At 72.4% G+C, this 16,937-nt stretch carries 13 protein-coding genes and 1 pseudogene; 8 read left to right on the top strand and 6 right to left on the bottom strand.

From position 1 onward, the window contains the following. The first annotated feature begins 138 nt into the window (after window positions 1-138). Window positions 139-2,244 (top strand): serine/threonine-protein kinase, encoded by a 2,106-nt coding sequence (locus LN251_RS16135; protein ID WP_458245028.1) that lies wholly within the window; start codon window positions 139-141, stop codon window positions 2,242-2,244. 68 nt (window positions 2,245-2,312) lie between these two features. Here LN251_RS16135 and ilvD read toward each other — a convergent pair whose 3' ends face one another. The 4 genes from ilvD to LN251_RS16115 all read right to left on the bottom strand — a co-directional run bounded on the left by ilvD (window position 2,313) and on the right by LN251_RS16115 (window position 6,774). Continuing rightward, entirely contained in the window at window positions 2,313-4,166 is a 1,854-nt protein-coding gene (gene ilvD, locus LN251_RS16130) for a dihydroxy-acid dehydratase (protein ID WP_458245027.1), read from the bottom strand. 123 nt (window positions 4,167-4,289) lie between these two features. Next, window positions 4,290-4,901, bottom strand: a complete 612-nt coding sequence (locus LN251_RS16125; protein ID WP_450442410.1) for a TetR/AcrR family transcriptional regulator — start codon at window positions 4,899-4,901, stop codon at window positions 4,290-4,292. Then, window positions 4,898-5,719 carry a sugar phosphate isomerase/epimerase family protein gene (locus LN251_RS16120; protein WP_142154288.1) on the bottom strand — a complete coding sequence of 274 codons (822 nt, stop codon included), beginning with the start codon at window positions 5,717-5,719 and terminating at the stop codon, window positions 4,898-4,900. Before LN251_RS16120 ends, LN251_RS16125 begins: the two co-directional genes overlap by 4 nt. A gap of 122 nt (window positions 5,720-5,841) precedes the next feature. Continuing rightward, window positions 5,842-6,774 (bottom strand): Ppx/GppA phosphatase family protein, encoded by a 933-nt coding sequence (locus LN251_RS16115; RefSeq protein WP_458245026.1) that lies wholly within the window; start codon window positions 6,772-6,774, stop codon window positions 5,842-5,844. Between the two features lie 185 nt (window positions 6,775-6,959). Here LN251_RS16115 and LN251_RS16110 point away from each other — a divergent pair, with 185 nt between their 5' ends. Further along, on the top strand, window positions 6,960-7,730 hold the full coding sequence (locus LN251_RS16110) for a hypothetical protein (RefSeq protein WP_458245025.1): 771 nt from the start codon (window positions 6,960-6,962) through the stop codon (window positions 7,728-7,730). Between the two features lie 350 nt (window positions 7,731-8,080). Here LN251_RS16110 and LN251_RS16105 read toward each other — a convergent pair whose 3' ends face one another. Beyond that, window positions 8,081-9,769, bottom strand: a complete 1,689-nt coding sequence (locus tag LN251_RS16105; RefSeq protein WP_458245024.1) for a BACON domain-containing protein — start codon at window positions 9,767-9,769, stop codon at window positions 8,081-8,083. Between the two features lie 219 nt (window positions 9,770-9,988). Between LN251_RS16105 and radA the strand changes: the two are divergent. Continuing rightward, window positions 9,989-11,399 (top strand): annotated as a pseudogene (radA, locus tag LN251_RS16100) (DNA repair protein RadA). 80 nt (window positions 11,400-11,479) lie between these two features. Then, window positions 11,480-12,604 carry a DNA integrity scanning diadenylate cyclase DisA gene (gene disA, locus LN251_RS16095; RefSeq protein WP_362997471.1) on the top strand — a complete coding sequence of 375 codons (1,125 nt, stop codon included), beginning with the start codon at window positions 11,480-11,482 and terminating at the stop codon, window positions 12,602-12,604. Window positions 12,605-12,638: 34 nt separating this feature from the next. Here disA and LN251_RS16090 read toward each other — a convergent pair whose 3' ends face one another. Then, window positions 12,639-13,469: a hypothetical protein gene (locus LN251_RS16090; protein WP_458245023.1), complete on the bottom strand. Its 831-nt coding sequence runs from the start codon at window positions 13,467-13,469 to the stop codon at window positions 12,639-12,641. 294 nt (window positions 13,470-13,763) lie between these two features. Here LN251_RS16090 and LN251_RS16085 point away from each other — a divergent pair, with 294 nt between their 5' ends. The 4 genes from LN251_RS16085 (at window position 13,764) to cseB (ending at window position 16,922) form a co-directional block, all read left to right on the top strand. Then, entirely contained in the window at window positions 13,764-14,702 is a 939-nt protein-coding gene (locus LN251_RS16085; RefSeq protein WP_458245022.1) for an A/G-specific adenine glycosylase, read from the top strand. A gap of 226 nt (window positions 14,703-14,928) precedes the next feature. Next, window positions 14,929-15,468, top strand: coding sequence for a SigE family RNA polymerase sigma factor (locus LN251_RS16080; RefSeq protein ID WP_058923986.1), 540 nt, complete (start codon window positions 14,929-14,931; stop codon window positions 15,466-15,468). Next, complete coding sequence (locus tag LN251_RS16075; RefSeq protein WP_458245021.1) at window positions 15,456-16,109, top strand: hypothetical protein; 654 nt, start codon at window positions 15,456-15,458, stop codon at window positions 16,107-16,109. Before LN251_RS16080 ends, LN251_RS16075 begins: the two co-directional genes overlap by 13 nt. A 108-nt stretch (window positions 16,110-16,217) precedes the next feature. After that, on the top strand, window positions 16,218-16,922 hold the full coding sequence (gene cseB, locus LN251_RS16070) for a two-component system response regulator CseB (RefSeq protein ID WP_058923988.1): 705 nt from the start codon (window positions 16,218-16,220) through the stop codon (window positions 16,920-16,922). The last annotated feature ends 15 nt before the right edge of the window (window positions 16,923-16,937 follow it).

The following is a 16,937-nucleotide window of genomic DNA, read 5'->3' as shown; positions in this document are numbered from 1 at the left end:
TTGATTCCCCTGAATCGCGCCATGAAACACACGTACGCGACTCGCACGCGGAAGCTAGCACGCCGCCTCTGTCCCGTACGAGCCATCGACTAGGCTCCGTGCGTCGCGCGCGCGGACGAACAGCACGGGGGTGGTTCCATGGCGCCACAGCACAACGCCGGAGCGGGCGCGGAAGCGGAACTTCCCGATTACGCCGGTCATTACCGCCTCGAGTCGCGTCTCGGCTCGGGCGGCATGGGTGTCGTGCACCTGGCGCGGAGCACCTCCGGCATGAAGGTGGCGGTGAAGGTCGTCCATGCCGAGTTCGCCAAGGACCCCGAGTTCAGGGGGCGGTTCCGGCAGGAGGTGGCCGCGGCTCGGCGGGTGAGCGGGGCTTTCACCGCGCCTGTGGTCGACGCCGATCCGGAGGCCGGACGGCCCTGGATGGCCACCCTGTACATCCCCGGGTCCACGCTCTCCGATCACGTGAAGCGGAACGGGCCCATGGACGCCGCTCAGTTGCGTCGGCTGATGGCGGGGCTGGCCGAGGCACTGCGCGACATCCATCGGGTCGGTGTGGTGCACCGGGACCTGAAGCCCAGCAACGTGCTGCTCGCCGACGACGGGCCGAAGGTCATCGACTTCGGCATTTCTCGGCCAAAGGACAGCGAACTGCGGACCGAGACGGGGAAGTTGATCGGCACGCCGCCGTTCATGGCGCCCGAGCAGTTCCGGCGTCCGCGGGAAGTCGGGCCGGCGGCGGACGTGTTCGCGCTGGGGTCGGTGATGGTGCACGCGGCGACGGGGCGCGGGCCGTTCGACTCCGACAGCCCGTACATCGTCGCCTACCAGGTGGTGCACGACGAGCCCGACATGACCGGCGTACCGGCGAACCTCGCGCCGCTGGTGCTGCGGTGTCTGGCCAAGGAACCCGAGGACCGGCCCACCCCCGACGAGTTGATGCGGGAACTGCGGTCGGTGGCGGCCTCGTACGACACCCAGGCGTTCATACCGGCGCAGCGGTCGGCGGAGCCGTCCGCACCCGCGCGGGATGTCGAGGAGCGGCAGCCGGTGCCGGTGAAGCGGCGCCGCCGCAGGCGGACCGTCCTCGTGGGCCTGGCGCTGGCTCTCGTCGCCGGCGGCGGACTCGCCTGGACGCAGTTGCCGGACGGCGACAAGCCCGCCGCGCACCCGAAAGCCGCTGCCGCGCCCTCCGCCGCACCGAAGGTCAAGGCCTGGGCGACGAAACCGGCCCGGAAGGCGAGCGGCGTGCCCAAGTGCACCTTCGGCATGCGGGAACTGCTGTGTGTCCAGCACGGTGTCGTCTCCGCTCTCGGTCCGGCCGACGGAAGTGTGCTGTGGCGGCGCAGCCTGCCCTTGACCGGCGTCTCCCTCCAGGCGCCGGTCGTCTCGGGTGGGCTGGTACACGTGCTGGCCGGTGGCGGAAAGCGAGTGGAGGCGCTCGATCCGTCGTCCGGCAGGACACGGTGGAGCCTGGACGTCTCGGCCGACCGCGCCATCCGCTACGCGGGTGGCACGTTGCTGCTGAGCGGCGCCGACGGCAAGGTGACCGGCGTCGACAGCGCCTCGGGGGCGACGCGGTGGAGCCGGCGGATTCCTGGGCTGAGCGAGCCGTACTTCGTTTCGTTCCCCGGGAGCCCGCTGGCCATCGCCACGACGGTGACCGGGGACGGGACGAGGACCCGCGTCACGGCGGTCGACGCCACGACCGGGGACGTCCGCTGGGGCGCGGTGCTCGACGGCGGTCTGACCCCTGTCGGCGTCACGGGAGGCAGCGTCGTGTTCCTGTCCGTCGACCGGGTGAGCGCGGCGTCGGACACGGTCGTCCGCTACGACCCCAAGACGAAGGCGTCCCGTCGGGTGCCATTGAGGGTGCCGCTCGGGCAGGCGGAGGCCACCGTGCACAAGAACCTGGTCTACGTCCTGGGCACCGGGGGCTCCCTGACGGTCGTCGACACCGGCGCCGGCAAGCAGCTGTGGTCTCTCGAAACCGCCGTGAGCCGGGGATCGGCACCGGTCACCGACGGCCGGCAGGTCTACTTCACCGCCGCCGACGGGCGACTGCTCGCCGTGGACGCCGCCAAGGGACGGCTCCTCGGGCAGACGTCACCGCGGCTCGGCACGGACACGGCCGCCTTCACCGCCACCCTGCCCTCGCCCCAGCTCTCCGGCCCCCACCTCTACGCCTCCGCCCCCGACGGCACCGTCTTCTCCGTCGACTCCCGTACGCCCGGCGCCTGGTAGGCCCGGTCGCGGCGGCATGCGAAGGGGCCGCCCCCGCAAGGGAGGCGGCCCCATGCTCACGCGGTGCGTCAGCCCAGCTTCGACACGTCCCGGACCGCGCCCTTGTCCGCGCTGGTCGCCATCGCCGCGTAGGCGCGCAGCGCCGCCGAGACCTTGCGCTCCCGGGACTTGGGCGCGTACACGCCGCCCAGCGCCGCCTCCCGGCGCGCGAGTTCGGCGTCGTCGACGAGGAGCTCGATCGTGCGGTTGGGGATGTCGATGCGGATGCGGTCGCCGTCCTCGACGAGCGCGATCGTGCCGCCGGACGCGGCCTCCGGGGAGGCGTGGCCGATGGACAGGCCCGACGTGCCGCCGGAGAAGCGGCCGTCGGTGATCAGCGCGCAGGTCTTGCCGAGACCGCGGCCCTTCAGGAAGGAGGTGGGGTAGAGCATCTCCTGCATGCCGGGGCCGCCCTTGGGGCCCTCGTAGCGGATGACGACCACGTCACCGTCCGTGACCTGCTTGTTGAGGATCTTCTCGACCGCTTCCTCCTGCGACTCGCAGACGACGGCCGGGCCCTCGAAGGTCCAGATCGACTCGTCGACGCCGGCCGTCTTGACCACGCAGCCGTCCACCGCGAGGTTGCCCTTGAGGACGGCGAGGCCGCCGTCCTTGGAGTAGGCGTGATCGGCGGAGCGGATGCAGCCTTCCGCCGCGTCCTCGTCCAGGGCCTCCCAGCGCTCGGACTGGGAGAAGGCCTCGGCCGAGCGGACGCAGCCGGGGGCCGCGTGCCACAGTTCCACGGCGTCCGGCGACGGGGAGCCGCCGCGCACGTCCCACGTCTTCAGCCAGTCCGCGAGGGAGGGGCTGTGGACCGAGTGGACGTCCTCGTTGAGCAGGCCGGCGCGGTGCAGTTCGCCGAGGAGGGCGGGGATGCCGCCGGCGCGGTGCACGTCCTCCATGTAGTACGTGCGGTTCTTCGCGACGTTCGGGGCGACCTTGGCGAGGCAGGGCACGCGGCGCGAGACCTCGTTGATCTCCTCGAGGCCGAACGGGACGCCCGCTTCCTGCGCGGCGGCCAGCAGGTGCAGGATCGTGTTGGTCGAGCCGCCCATCGCGATGTCCAGGGCCATCGCGTTCTCGAAGGCGGAGAAGGTCGCGATCGAGCGGGGCAGGACCGTGTCGTCGTCCTGCTCGTAGTAACGGCGGGTGATGTCCATGACCGTGCGCGCGGCGGCGACGTAGAGCTGCTTGCGCGCGGTGTGGGTGGCCAGGACCGAGCCGTTGCCGGGCAGGGAGAGGCCGATGGCCTCGGTCAGGCAGTTCATCGAGTTGGCGGTGAACATGCCGGAACAGCTGCCGCAGGTCGGACAGGCGTTCTCCTCGATACGGAGGATGTCCTCGTCCGAGATCTTGTCGTTCACGGCGTCGGAGATCGCGTCGACCAGGTCGAGGGTGCGGACCGTGCCGTCGACGAGGGTCGCGCGGCCGGCCTCCATGGGGCCGCCGGAGACGAACACCGTCGGGATGTTCAGGCGCAGGGCCGCGTTCAGCATGCCCGGCGTGATCTTGTCGCAGTTGGAGATGCAGACCAGGGCGTCCGCGCAGTGCGCCTCGACCATGTACTCGACGGAGTCCGCGATCAGGTCCCGGGAGGGCAGCGAGTACAGCATGCCGCCGTGGCCCATCGCGATGCCGTCGTCGACGGCGATGGTGTTGAACTCGCGCGGGATGCCGCCCGCCTCGACGATCGCCTCGCTGACGATCCGGCCGACCGGCTGGAGGTGGGTGTGGCCCGGCACGAACTCGGTGAAGGAGTTGGCGACGGCGATGATCGGCTTGCGGCCGATGTCCGCACCGGGTACACCGGAGGCGCGCATAAGGGCGCGGGCGCCCGCCATGTTGCGGCCGTGGGTGACTGTGCGGGACCTCAGCTCGGGCATCGTCGCTCGCTCCTTCAGACAGATAGGGCTGCTACCGAGACTACGCCCGTCATCCAGGGGTCGGGACGCGGTGTCCGGAATGCGGGACGATCGTCTCGTACGGCCATACCGCCGTCGTAGGACTCAGCGGCCGGTGAGATGGCCCTGCACCACCGGCGCCACCCGCGCGATGATCTGCTCGACGTCCGCCGAGGCCAGCGGCTCGAGCTTGATCACGTACCGCATCATGGCGCACCCCACCAGCTGCGCGGCCGCCAGCTCGGCGCGCAGCTCCGCGTCCGGCGCGTCCAGCTGGGAGGCGACGCGGCGCATCAGCTGGGAGGTGACCAGGCGGCGGAAGACGGTGGCGGCGGTCTCGTTGTTGACGGCGGAGCGCAGGATCGCCAGCAGGGGCGTACGGGTGGCGGGGTTCTCCCAGACACCGAAGATGAAGCGGGTCAGCCGCTCGCCGACGCCGTCCAGCGGACCGTCGGCCACCGCCTCGGGCGCGTTCAGCGCGGGCGCGAAGGCGACCTCGATGGCCGCCGCGAAGATCTGCTCCTTGGTGCCGAAGTAGTGGTGCACCAGCGCCGAGTCGACGCCGGCCGCCTTCGCGATGCCCCGCACGGACGTCTTGTCGTACCCGCGTTCGGAGAACTCCTCGCGGGCCACGGTCAGGATCCGGTCGCGGGTGCCGGCGGATTCCGTACGGGTGCGCCGGCCCCGGCGCCGGGAGGTGACCTCGGGCCCGGTCACGGCCGGGGCACCCGCACCGCGGACGCGAGATGGAGGCGGGTGAAGGCCAGGGCCTCCGCCAGGTCGGCCTCGCGTTCGGCGCCGGACATGGCACGGCGGGTGTTGACCTCGATGACGACATGGCCGTCGAAGCCGGTCCGGGCGAGACGTTCCAGCAGTTCGGCGCAGGGCTGGGAGCCGCGGCCGGGCACGAGGTGCTCGTCCTTCGCCGAGCCCTTGCCGTCCGCCAGGTGCACATGGCCGAGGCGGTCGCCCATGCGGTCGACCATCTGCAGCGCGTCGGAGCGGGCCGTCGCGCTGTGGCTGAGGTCGATCGTGAAGTGGCGGTAGTCCTCCTTGGTCACGTCCCAGTCGGGGGCGTACGCCAGCATCTCGCGGTCGCGGTAGCGCCAGGGGTACATGTTCTCCACGGCGAACCGCACGTCGGTCTCGTTCGCCATGCGCCAGATTCCGGTGACGAAGTCACGGGCGTACTGGCGCTGCCAGCGGAAGGGCGGGTGGACGACGACCGTGCTCGCACCCAGCTTCTCCGCCGCCGCCTGGGCGCGCTGGAGCTTGACCCACGGGTCGGTGGACCAGACGCGCTGTGTGATGAGCAGACAGGGGGCGTGCACCGCCAGAATCGGGATCTGGTGGTAGTCGCTGAGTCTGCGCAGCGCCTCCATGTCCTGGCTGACCGGGTCGGTCCACACCATGACCTCGACACCGTCGTACCCGAGGCGCGCGGCGATCTCGAAGGCCGTCGCCGTGGACTCCGGGTACACGGAGGCCGTGGACAGCGCGACCTTCGCATCCGGGATGCACACTGGCTCCGCCATGCCGACAGATTACGGGGTGCGGTGGGTGGGGTGCGGGGCCCCTCTTCGCCGTTGTGGGATTCGCCACGGGCGCGTGCGGGTGTTTTGTGGCGTGTCGCGCGGTTCCCTGCGCCCCCGGCTTCCTAGTCCGACCCCATGTGGTCGAGTCGGCGCAAAATAACGCCCTCCCGAAGCGCCCACGGGCAGATCTCCAGGCTGTCCACACCGAACAGGTCCATCGCACCCTCGGCGACCAGGGCACCCGCGAGCAGCTGGCCCGCCCGGCCCTCCGAGACGCCGGGCAGTTCGGCCCGCTGGGCCGTCGTCATCTCGGCCAGTTTCGGCACCCACGCCTCCAGCGACTCCCGCTTGAGTTCACGCTGGACGTACAGGCCCTCGGTCGACCTGGCCGCACCCGCGAGCCGGGCGAGCTGCTTGAAGGTCTTCGACGTCCCCACGACGTGGTCGGGGGTGCCCAGGCGGCTGAACTCACCGACGGTACGGGCGATCTGGGCGCGCACATGGCGGCGCAGCGCCCTTATCGGCTCCGCGCCGGGCGGGTCGCCGGGCAGCCAGCCCGCGGTGAGGCGGCCGGCGCCCAGGGGGAGGGAGACGGCGGCGTCCGGCTCCTCGTCCATGCCGTAGGCGATCTCCAGGGATCCGCCGCCGATGTCGAGGACGAGCAGCTTGCCCGCGGACCAGCCGAACCAGCGGCGGGCGGCGAGGAAGGTGAGGCGGGCCTCCTCGGCGCCGGTGAGGACCTGCAGCTCGACGCCGGTCTCGGCCTTCACGCGCGCGAGGACGTCGTCGGCGTTGCCGGCCTCCCGCACGGCGGAGGTGGCGAAGGGCAGGAGGTCCTCGACGCCCTTGTCCTCGGCGGCCTGCAGGCACTCGTGGATCACGGCGACCAGCTTCTCGATGCCCTCGGGGCCGATCGCCCCGCTGTCGTCGAGAAGTTGGGCGAGGCGCAGCTCCGCCTTGTGCGAATGCGCGGGCAGCGGGCACGCGCCCGGGTGCGCATCCACCACCAGCAGATGCACCGTGTTCGAACCCACGTCGAGGACACCGAGTCTCATGTAGGGAACGCTACTGCCAGCCGGGCCGTACTCCGTCCTCGGTGGGGTCACGGGAGCCTTAGGCTGGTGCTGTGCCAAAGACGAAAAAGGCAAAGGACGACAAGTCGGCGGCGGCAGCCACAGCCGCCGAGGGTCCTTTGCGGGCGAAGTCACAGAAGCCGAAGACTCCGAAGCCGGTGAGGCCGATGTCGAAGAAGGCCCGGGAAGCCGACGAGAAGGGCCTCGACTTCGCGCGCGCGTGGGTGGAGTTCCCGGATCCGGGAGACGACGAGCAGGTCTTCCGGTGCGATCTGACATGGCTGACCTCTCGCTGGAACTGTGTCTTCGGCAGCGGCTGCCAGGGCATCCAGGCGGGCCGCGCGGACGACGGGTGCTGCACGCTGGGCGCCCACTTCTCCGACGAGGACGACGAGAAGCGCGTCGCCGAGCACGTGGCGAGGCTCACGCCGGACATCTGGCAGCACCACGCCGAGGGCACGGAGCACGGCTGGATCTCCGAGGACGAGGACGGCGACCGCCAGACGCGCCCGTACCAGGGCTCCTGCATCTTCCAGAACCGGCCCGGGTTCGCGGGCGGCGCGGGCTGCTCGCTGCACATCCTCGCCCTGCGGGAGGGCCGCGAGCCGCTGGAGACCAAGCCGGACGTCTGCTGGCAGCTTCCGGTCCGGCGCACCTACGACTGGATCGACCGCCCCGACGACACCCGGGTGCTCCAGGTGTCGATCGGCGAGTACGACCGCCGGGGCTGGGGTCCGGGCGGGCACGACCTGCACTGGTGGTGCACGTCGGCGACCTCGGCGCACGGCGCGGGCGAGCCGGTGTACGTGTCCTACCGCGCGGAGCTGACCGAGCTGATGGGCAAGGCCGGCTACGACCGCCTCGTGGAGCTGTGCGAGCAGCGCCTGTCCTCGCAACTCCCCCTCCTGGCCCCCCACCCGGCCGACCCGACAGGCTGAGACGCCCCGCGTGAGGCGGAGGGGGCGGAAAGGGCGGAGGGGGCGGACAGCGGGTGAAGGCGCGGGCGACGGCGGGGTGATCCGCCGGGCTGCGGGCGCGGGGGACGGCGGGGTGATCTGCGCGGCCGTCGGGCGTAACGGCGGGATGATCCGCTGGACGGCGGGCGACGGCGACGCCGGCATGCCCTGCGACCGGCATGTCCTGCCGGACGGCTGGCGGGGACGACCGCGAACGTCGGATGGCTCGGCGGGCGGCCACCGCGCGCGACCCCGGCACCGGCATGACCCGCCGGGCGGCCACCGCCGGCGCGCGGTGGCGGTGGGACGGTTCGTCGGGCGGGCACCGGGGTCTACGAGGTCGACGGGGTCGGGGTGCCGCTGTCGCCCGGGGGTGGTGTCGAGCCGCTCGGGTCGGAGGAGGCCGAGTCGGTGGGTGTGGGGGCCGAGGACGACGGCGGGTCGCTCGGGGTCGAGGGCGCCGAGCTCGTCGGGTCCGGGTCGGACGAGGGTGGCGGGTCGGCGGGGGCGGTGGAACCGGGGCCGGACGGGTCCGAGGGGCTGGGCGCGGTGCCGTAGCCGTCGATGGTGACGACGGCGCCGGCCGGTGCGATCGCCACGCGCGCGCTCCAGTGGCCGGAGGGCTCCCGCAGATGGTCGACGTACACCTTGATCGTGACCGTCTCGCCCGGTGCGAGGGTTCCCGACGCCTTGCTGAGGTAGAGCCAGGAGGCGCCGGTGGTCGCGGACCAGCTCACCGGCGTGGAGCCGGTCGCGGTGAGGGTGACGAGCGTGGTGTCGCCGCTGTTGCCGGCCGCCACCCGAAGCCGGCCCGCGCCCTTCGCGCCGGCCCCGGCGACGCCGATGACCTGCACGGAGACGTCCGTCCCGGCGCCCTTGCCGAAGCGGCCGCCGGGCTTGGTGCTGGCGTTCCCGGCGTTCTCGTAGCCGCCGGCCGCCTCGCCGTCGAGGGTGTCGGCGCCGTGCGCCTCACTGGCGCTGGCGGACCGGCCGTCCGCGCCCTCCTCGGTCGGGGCGGCCCGGTAGGCGGCCCACAGCGCCAGCACCGGCGCCGCCACGACGGTGGCCACGACCGTCGTCGTCACGGCACGCGCGCGCAGCCGGTCCCGGCGGGCGGCCCGGTCCTTGGGGTCCAGGGGGAAGCCGCGCCGGTCGAACCGGGGCAGCGTGGCGCCACGCGTGCGTGCGTGGTGCGCCAGCGCGACGTGCAGGGCCGCGCGGGGCGCCTCCAGCACCGGCAGCTCGGCCGGGGTGACCATCGCGCCGGGCCACCGGCCCGGGATCGCGCGCTCGGCGGCGCGCCGGCAGACGGGGCAGTCGTCGACGTGCCGGACGAGCTCCTTGCGCACCGCCGAGCTGAGCACCAGCTGGTGGTCGCCGGCGAGCCGGGCCACGGCCGGGCAGCCGCCGGTCTCCACGACCGCGAGGGCCGCGCGCGTGCGCTCGACCTCGCAGGCGGCGGAGGCGAGCAGCTCGCGGGCGGCGGCGAGGGCGAGGCCGAGGACGGCGGCGACCTCGTGGGCGGCGAGGTGGTGGCGCACGGCGAGTTCGAGGGCCTCGCGCTGCTCCGGGGTGGTGCCGGCCGCCTCCGGCCAGGCGAGCTGGGCGAGTTGGCCCCGGCGCCGCTCCTGGACCTCCTCGGAGACGGGCGGCCCCGGGGGCGCCTTCTCGCCGCCGTGTCTGCCCGCGGCGTGCGTGCCCTGACGTTTCTGCTTGGCCTCGGCGAGCTTGCGCAGGCACGCCCAGCGGGCCAGGGCGTACAGCCAGGCCCGGCGGTCGCCGGCCGCCTCCGGGCCGCGGCGCCGTTCGGCGAGCGCGAGGACGTCGCCGAGGGCCTCGGTGGCGCTGTCGTGGTCGCACAGCACGGACAGGCAGTAGGTGAACAGCCCGTCGAGGTAGTGCTCGTAGCGCGCGGGAGGTCGCTGCGCCAACGTACGCGCGGCGGCGCGGTCACGCGTCTCTCGGCGCGCCCGGTGTGCGCCGGTGGTGCGGGTCGAGGTCTCCGGACTGCTGCTCATCATCCGTGGAAGGTAGGCGCCGGAGACCAGCCCCTTCCGCCCACTTGAGCACATTTACTCCGTACGGGTGAAACGATCCCTCAATCGGGTGGAGGAACCTTTCCTTCCACGGCCGGTTCGGGGCGGAGTGGCCGATTCACGTGGGGCGCCCCCGCGGTACGGGCCGGCCGCCCGGGGACACGCCCCCACGTGTTGTCAGTGCCGCCAGCTACGGTTCTCGGCATGGCTGCCCGTACCAAGACCACCAAGGACCGTCCCTCCTACCGCTGCACCGAGTGCGGCTGGCAGACGGCCAAGTGGCTCGGTCGCTGCCCCGAGTGCCAGGGCCTGGGGGACGATCGAGGAGTACGGCGCGCCCGCGGTCCGTACGACGGCACCCGGCCGTGTCACCACCTCCGCCGTGCCCATCGGTCAGGTCGACGGCCGCCAGGCCACCGCCCGCTCGACCGGCGTGCCCGAGCTGGACCGCGTCCTCGGCGGCGGTCTGGTGCCCGGCGCGGTCGTCCTGCTCGCGGGCGAGCCCGGCGTGGGCAAGTCGACCCTCCTGCTCGACGTGGCGGCAAAGTCGGCCAGTGACGAACACCGCACCCTGTACGTCACGGGCGAGGAGTCGGCGAGCCAGGTCCGCCTGCGCGCCGACCGCATCAAGGCGATCGACGACCACCTCTACCTCGCCGCCGAGACCGATCTCGCCGCCGTCCTCGGGCACTTGGACGCGGTCAAGCCGTCGCTTCTCATCCTCGACTCGGTGCAGACGGTCGCCTCCCCGGAGATCGACGGCGCGCCCGGCGGCATGGCGCAGGTCCGCGAGGTCGCGGGCGCCCTCATCCGCGCCTCCAAGGAGCGCGGCATGTCCACCCTCCTGGTGGGCCACGTCACCAAGGACGGCGCGATCGCCGGCCCCCGTCTCCTGGAACACCTCGTGGACGTCGTCCTCTCGTTCGAGGGCGACCGCCACGCGCGCCTCCGTCTGGTCCGTGGCGTCAAGAACCGCTACGGCGCCACCGACGAGGTCGGCTGCTTCGAACTGCACGACGAGGGCATCACGGGCCTCGCCGACCCAAGCGGACTTTTCCTGACACGACGTGACGAACCGGTCCCGGGCACCTGTCTGACGGTGACCCTGGAGGGCCGCCGCCCCCTGGTGGCGGAAGTCCAGGCGCTCACGGTCGACTCGCAGATCCCCTCGCCCCGCCGCACCACCTCCGGTCTGGAGACCTCCCGCGTCTCGATGATGCTGGCCGTCCTGGAGCAGCGCGGCCGCATCAGCGCGCTCGGCAAGCGGGACATCTACTCCGCGACCGTCGGCGGTGTGAAGCTCTCCGAGCCCGCCGCCGACCTCGCCATCGCCCTCGCCCTGGCCTCCGCCGCCAGCGACACCCCGCTGCCGAAGAACCTCGTCGCGATCGGCGAAGTGGGCCTCGCGGGCGAGGTCAGACGGGTCACGGGCGTCCAGCGCCGGCTCTCCGAGGCACACCGTCTGGGCTTCACGCACGCCCTCGTCCCGGGCGACCCCGGCAAGATCCCTCCCGGCATGAAGGTCCTGGAAGTCGCCGACATAGGAGACGCTCTGCGGGTCCTTCCGCGCTCGCGTCGCCGAGAGGCCCCACGGGAGGAGGAGGACCGCCGGTAGACTTTGCCCAGGTCTCGCCCGTCCGTACGACCGAATGTGCGACACGGGGGCGCCCCAGAACCTGCGACCGGAGGAGTGCAGTGGCAGCCAACGACCGGGCGGCAGCTCCCGGAAAGTCCGGCGGGAGTTCCGGTGCCGATGGCCTGATGCGCGCCTCACTGAGCGCCGTGGCACCCGGCACGGCGATGCGCGACGGGCTGGAGCGCGTGCTCCGCGGAAACACCGGCGGACTCATCGTGCTCGGCTTCGACAAGACCGTCGAAGCCATGTGCACGGGCGGTTTCGTGCTGGACGTCGAGTTCACGGCCACGCGCCTGCGCGAGCTGTGCAAGCTGGACGGCGGCATCGTGCTCTCCTCCGACCTGTCGAAGATCCTCAGGGCGGGCGTCCAGTTCGTGCCGGACGCGATGATCCCCACGGAGGAGACGGGCACCCGCCACCGCACCGCCGACCGCATCTCCAAGCAGGTCGGCTACCCGGTGGTCTCGGTGTCCCAGTCGATGCGCCTGATCGCCCTCTACGTCGACGGCCAGCGCAGGGTCCTGGAGGACTCCGCGGCGATCCTCTCCCGCGCCAACCAGGCCCTGGCGACCCTGGAGCGCTACAAGCTCCGCCTGGACGAGGTGGCGGGCACCCTCTCGGCCCTGGAGATCGAGGACCTCGTCACCGTCCGGGACGTCTCCGCGGTGGCCCAGCGCCTGGAGATGGTCCGCCGCATCGCCACCGAAATCGCCGAGTACGTGGTGGAGCTGGGCACCGACGGCCGTCTCCTCGCCCTCCAGCTGGACGAGTTGATCGCCGGCGTCGAGCCCGAGCGGGAACTGGTGGTCCGCGACTATGTCCCCGAACCGACCGCCAAGCGCTCCCGCACCGTCGACGAGGCCCTCTACGAACTCGACGCGCTCACCCACGCCGAACTCCTCGAACTGACCACGGTCGCCAAGGCGTTGGGCTACACGGGCTCCCCGGAGGCCCTGGACTCGGCGGTCTCGCCGCGCGGCTTCCGCCTGCTGGCCAAGGTCCCCCGGCTCCCCGGCGCGATCATCGACCGGCTGGTGGAGCACTTCGGCGGCCTGCAGAAGCTGCTCGCCGCGAGCGTGGACGACCTCCAGACGGTGGACGGCGTGGGCGAGGCCCGCGCCCGCAGCGTCCGCGAGGGCCTGTCCCGCCTGGCCGAGAGCTCGATCCTGGAACGCTACGTCTGACCAGGACTCTCACCGGGTCCGACCAGGGTCCTGTCTAGTCGTTCTCCAGCACGAAGGACGTCTGTGTCTTGCCGTACCCCGGCGCGGCCAGCTCCACCAGGTAGGTCCCGGCCCCGGCCGAGCCCGCGGGGGGCGTCGCGCACTGCGGGGCGCTCGGCTTGCGGTCCCACTTCACGGTGTAGGTGACGCCGGACTTGGCGGGCGCCCGGAACAGCAGGCTGCCCGCGGTCTTCGGACAGTCCGCCGAGGACCAGTAGTCGTCGGTGCTGTCGGTCGACTTGGAGATCGTCAACACCGCGCTCTTCGGCCCGAGATCGACCTTGCAGTCGCCGCCGGAGGAGTTCTTCGCGGTCACCAGCAGCGTGACGGTGTCACCGGGACTGTAGGAGTTGCGCAGACTCCGCACACTCAACTTCACCGCGCCGGCGGTGCAGTTGGGCAGCGTGGACCCGGCCGGCACGGTGTCGCCCTGCCCGACCCCGCTGCCGGCGCCCCCGCCGCTCGTACCACCCGCGCCCGAGGAGCCACCCGCCCCGGCGCCGGAGCCGCTTCCGTCGCCACCGGAGCCCGAACTCCCCGCGGAGCCCGTGCCCCCGGCGTCCGACCCGGAGCCCCCGCCGCTGGACTCGTCGCGTCCGCCCGGGGCTTGACTGATCGCGGGCCCCGAACTCGACGGCCCCGCGGAGATGGTGGGCGCGGGAGTCTTGCCGTTCGCCCCGTCGTCCTTCTTGCCGCCCCCGCCGCCCGAGGTCACGATCCACGTGATCAGCAACGCCAACAGGGCCAGTACGGACAGCAGTACGACCCTCCGGCGCCAGTAGATGGTGGAGGGAAGCGGCCCGACAGGATTGCGCAGAGATCCCACGGCGCAAACTGTACGAGAGATCGGGGCGTTCGCTTGCCGTACCCGCCGTCCGCAGCGCAACTTTTCCGGATCATCATCCCGGAGAAGACGATCAGGCGCACCCGCGCACCCACGGGAGCGCGTCGTGACGGCGGAGCGCGGCCCGTCCCGCGCGCCCCGGGCCCACGCTCCCCTCCTCCACGGGCAGGCGCCCCCTGCGTGGCGGGCTCGCCGCACCGCCCGCCCCCGACCCACCACACGCCCCCGGCGCCACACCGGCCAAACCGACACAGGCCATGGCAGGATCGGAAGGCCATGACTGCGCTCACGAACATCCCCGCGGCCACCGCCGAGACCCCCGCCGCCGAGACCGCCCCCTCCCCCACGGCGCTCCACTCCCCGGTCATCGACTGGTTCACCGAGAACGCCCGTGACCTCCCCTGGCGCCGCCCCGAGGCCGGCCCCTGGGGAGTGATGGTCAGCGAGTTCATGCTCCAGCAGACCCCGGTCAACCGCGTGCTGCCGATCTACGAACAGTGGCTGTCCCGCTGGCCCCGCCCCGCCGACCTCGCCGAGGAGGCGCCGGGCGAGGCCGTCCGCGCCTGGGGCCGCCTCGGCTACCCGCGCCGCGCCCTGCGGCTGCACGGCGCCGCGGTCGCCATAGCGGAACGCCACGGCGGCGACGTACCGACCGACCACGCCCAGCTCCTCGCCCTGCCCGGCATCGGCGAGTACACGGCGGCGGCGGTCGCCTCCTTCGCGTACGGCCAGCGCCACCCGGTCCTCGACACCAACGTCCGCCGTGTCCTGGCCCGGGCCGTCACCGGTGTGCAGTACCCGCCGAACGCCACCACCGCCGCCGAACGCAGGCTCGCCCGCACCCTGTTGCCCGAGGACGAGCACACCGCCTCCCGCTGGGCGGCGGCCTCCATGGAACTCGGCGCGCTGGTCTGCACCGCCAAGAACGAGTCCTGCCACCGCTGCCCGATCGCCGCGCAGTGCGCCTGGCGCCTGGCGGGCAAGCCCGAGCACGACGGGCCGCCGCGCCGTGGCCAGACCTACGCCGGCACCGACCGCCAGGTCCGCGGCAAGCTCCTCGCCGTACTCCGGGAAGCCCACGCGCCCGTGCCGCAGTCGGCGCTGGACCGGGTGTGGCACGAGCCGGTGCAGCGGGCGCGCGCGCTCGACGGACTCGTCGCGGACGGCCTCGTGGAGCCCCTTCCCGGTGGTTTGTATCGGCTGCCGTTGACGTAGGCCGCCGAAACATCACAGCCTCCGCAGCACCAAATCACCCCATACTTCCACCAACTGGTGTGCTGCCTTACCCCGTTCCTACGTCCGTTACACAACCGACGTACAGCTGATTGCCAGCCGAGGGCTGCCGCGCACAGCGCCGTGACAAGGCCTCCGTAGCTTCATTGCCACGGAAGAGACCGACGGCGAGGGGCCGACGGAAACGGGGATCAGGAGGCGGTTCGACATGGCGCAGGGCGAGGTGCTCGAGTTCGAGGAGTATGTCCGCACCCGGCAGGACGCGCTGCTGCGCAGCGCGCGCCGGCTGGTTCCGGACCCGACGGACGCCCAGGACCTCCTCCAGACGGCGCTGGTGCGGACGTACGGCCGCTGGGACGGCATCGCGGACAAGCGCCTCGCGGACGCCTACCTGCGCCGCGTGATGATCAACACCCGTACCGAGTGGTGGCGGGCGCGCAAGCTGGAGGAGGTCCCGACCGAGCAGCTTCCGGACGCGAGCGTCGACGACGCCACCGAGCAGCACGCCGACCGCGCGCTCCTGATGGACATCATGAAAGTTCTGGCACCGAAGCAGCGCAGCGTCGTGGTGCTGCGACACTGGGAGCAGATGTCCACGGAGGAGACGGCCGCCGCCCTCGGCATGTCGGCCGGCACGGTCAAGAGCACGCTGCACCGGGCGCTCGCCCGGCTCCGCGAGGAGCTGGAGAGCCGCGACCTGGACGCACGCGCGCTGGAGCATGAGGAGCGGGAGCGTTGCGCGGTCTGACCCCCGCCGGGCCCGAACCGGGCCGGGGGAACCTGCGGGCGGCGTGCACGGCGGTGGCCGTGCTCGCCGCCGTCGGCCTTTTGGCCTCCGCCTGCGCCACCGGCGGCACCGGAGCCCGTGACGAGGGCCCCGCGCACGCCGATTCGGTCGCGGGCGCCGCGGCCACGCCCTCGTCCACCCCCTCCGCGTCGAAGGCCGCCAAGCGGGTGGACGCGGTCAAGCTCGTCAAGGACGACCCCAGGGTCTCGGCGGAGGTCAAGCGCGAGCTGAAGCCGTGCGTGGCCGACGAGTACCCGGTCGACGTGTCGTACGGCGACCTCACCGGAGGAACCGTCGACGACGTCGTCGTCAATGTACTGACCTGCGGGGACGCGGTGGGTGTGGGCTCGTACGTGTATCGCGAGCAGGGCGGCCGGTACGAGAATGTGTTCCAGGCCGAGGAACCCCCGGTCTACGCGGAGATCGACCGGGGCGACCTGGTGGTGACCAAGCAGGTGTACGAGAAGGGGGACCCGGTGTCGAGCCCGTCCGGCGAGGTCGTGACGACGTACAGCTGGGCCGCGGGCCGCTTCACCGAGCGGTTCCACACGCGCAACGACTACAGCAACGCGGTCGGAGGCGGCGCGTCACCCTCGTCGTAGGGTCGGCCCTGTCGCGGGGCCGAGTGAACCGATCGGCCCCCGCGGAACGATTCATCTGCAGCAGGCCGCACACTCACCACGACCGAGACAAGAACTGAGAGCACCGGGATGGCAGACCAGACCCACGTCCTGTTCGTCGAGGACGACGATGTCATCCGCGAGGCCACCCAGCTCGCCCTGGAGCGGGACGGCTTCGCGGTCACCGCGATGCCCGACGGCCTGTCGGGGCTGGAGGCGTTCCGCGCGAACCGCCCGGACATCGCGCTGCTCGACGTCATGGTGCCCGGCCTCGACGGGGTCAGCCTGTGCCGCCGTATCCGCGACGAGTCGACCGTGCCGGTGATCATGCTCTCGGCACGCGCCGACTCCATCGACGTGGTCCTCGGCCTGGAGGCGGGCGCCGACGACTACGTGACCAAGCCGTTCGACGGCGCGGTGCTGGTCGCCCGGATCCGGGCGGTGCTGCGGCGCTTCGGCCACGCCGGCGGCGGCGAGAAGTCGGACGAGGGCGCCGACGGGGTGTCTGGCGGGGTGCTGACCTTCGGCGAACTGGAGATCGACACCGAGGGCATGGAGGTGCGCCGGGCCGGGCAGCCGGTGGCGCTCACCCCGACCGAGATGCGGCTGCTGCTGGAGTTCTCCTCGGCGCCCGGCACGGTCCTCTCGCGCGACAAGCTGCTGGAGCGCGTGTGGGACTACGGCTGGGGCGGGGACACGCGCGTGGTCGACGTCCATGTGCAGCGGCTGCGTACGAAGATCGGCCAGGACCGGATCGAGACGGTCCGCGGCTTCGGCTACAAGTTGAAGGCCTGAGCGGGGACGGCACGG

The sequence above is a fragment of the Streptomyces sp. MAI_2237 genome (assembly GCF_054189285.1).
The sequence above is the reverse complement of the archived record's forward strand: the minus strand, read 5'-3'. Positions and strand labels throughout refer to the sequence as shown.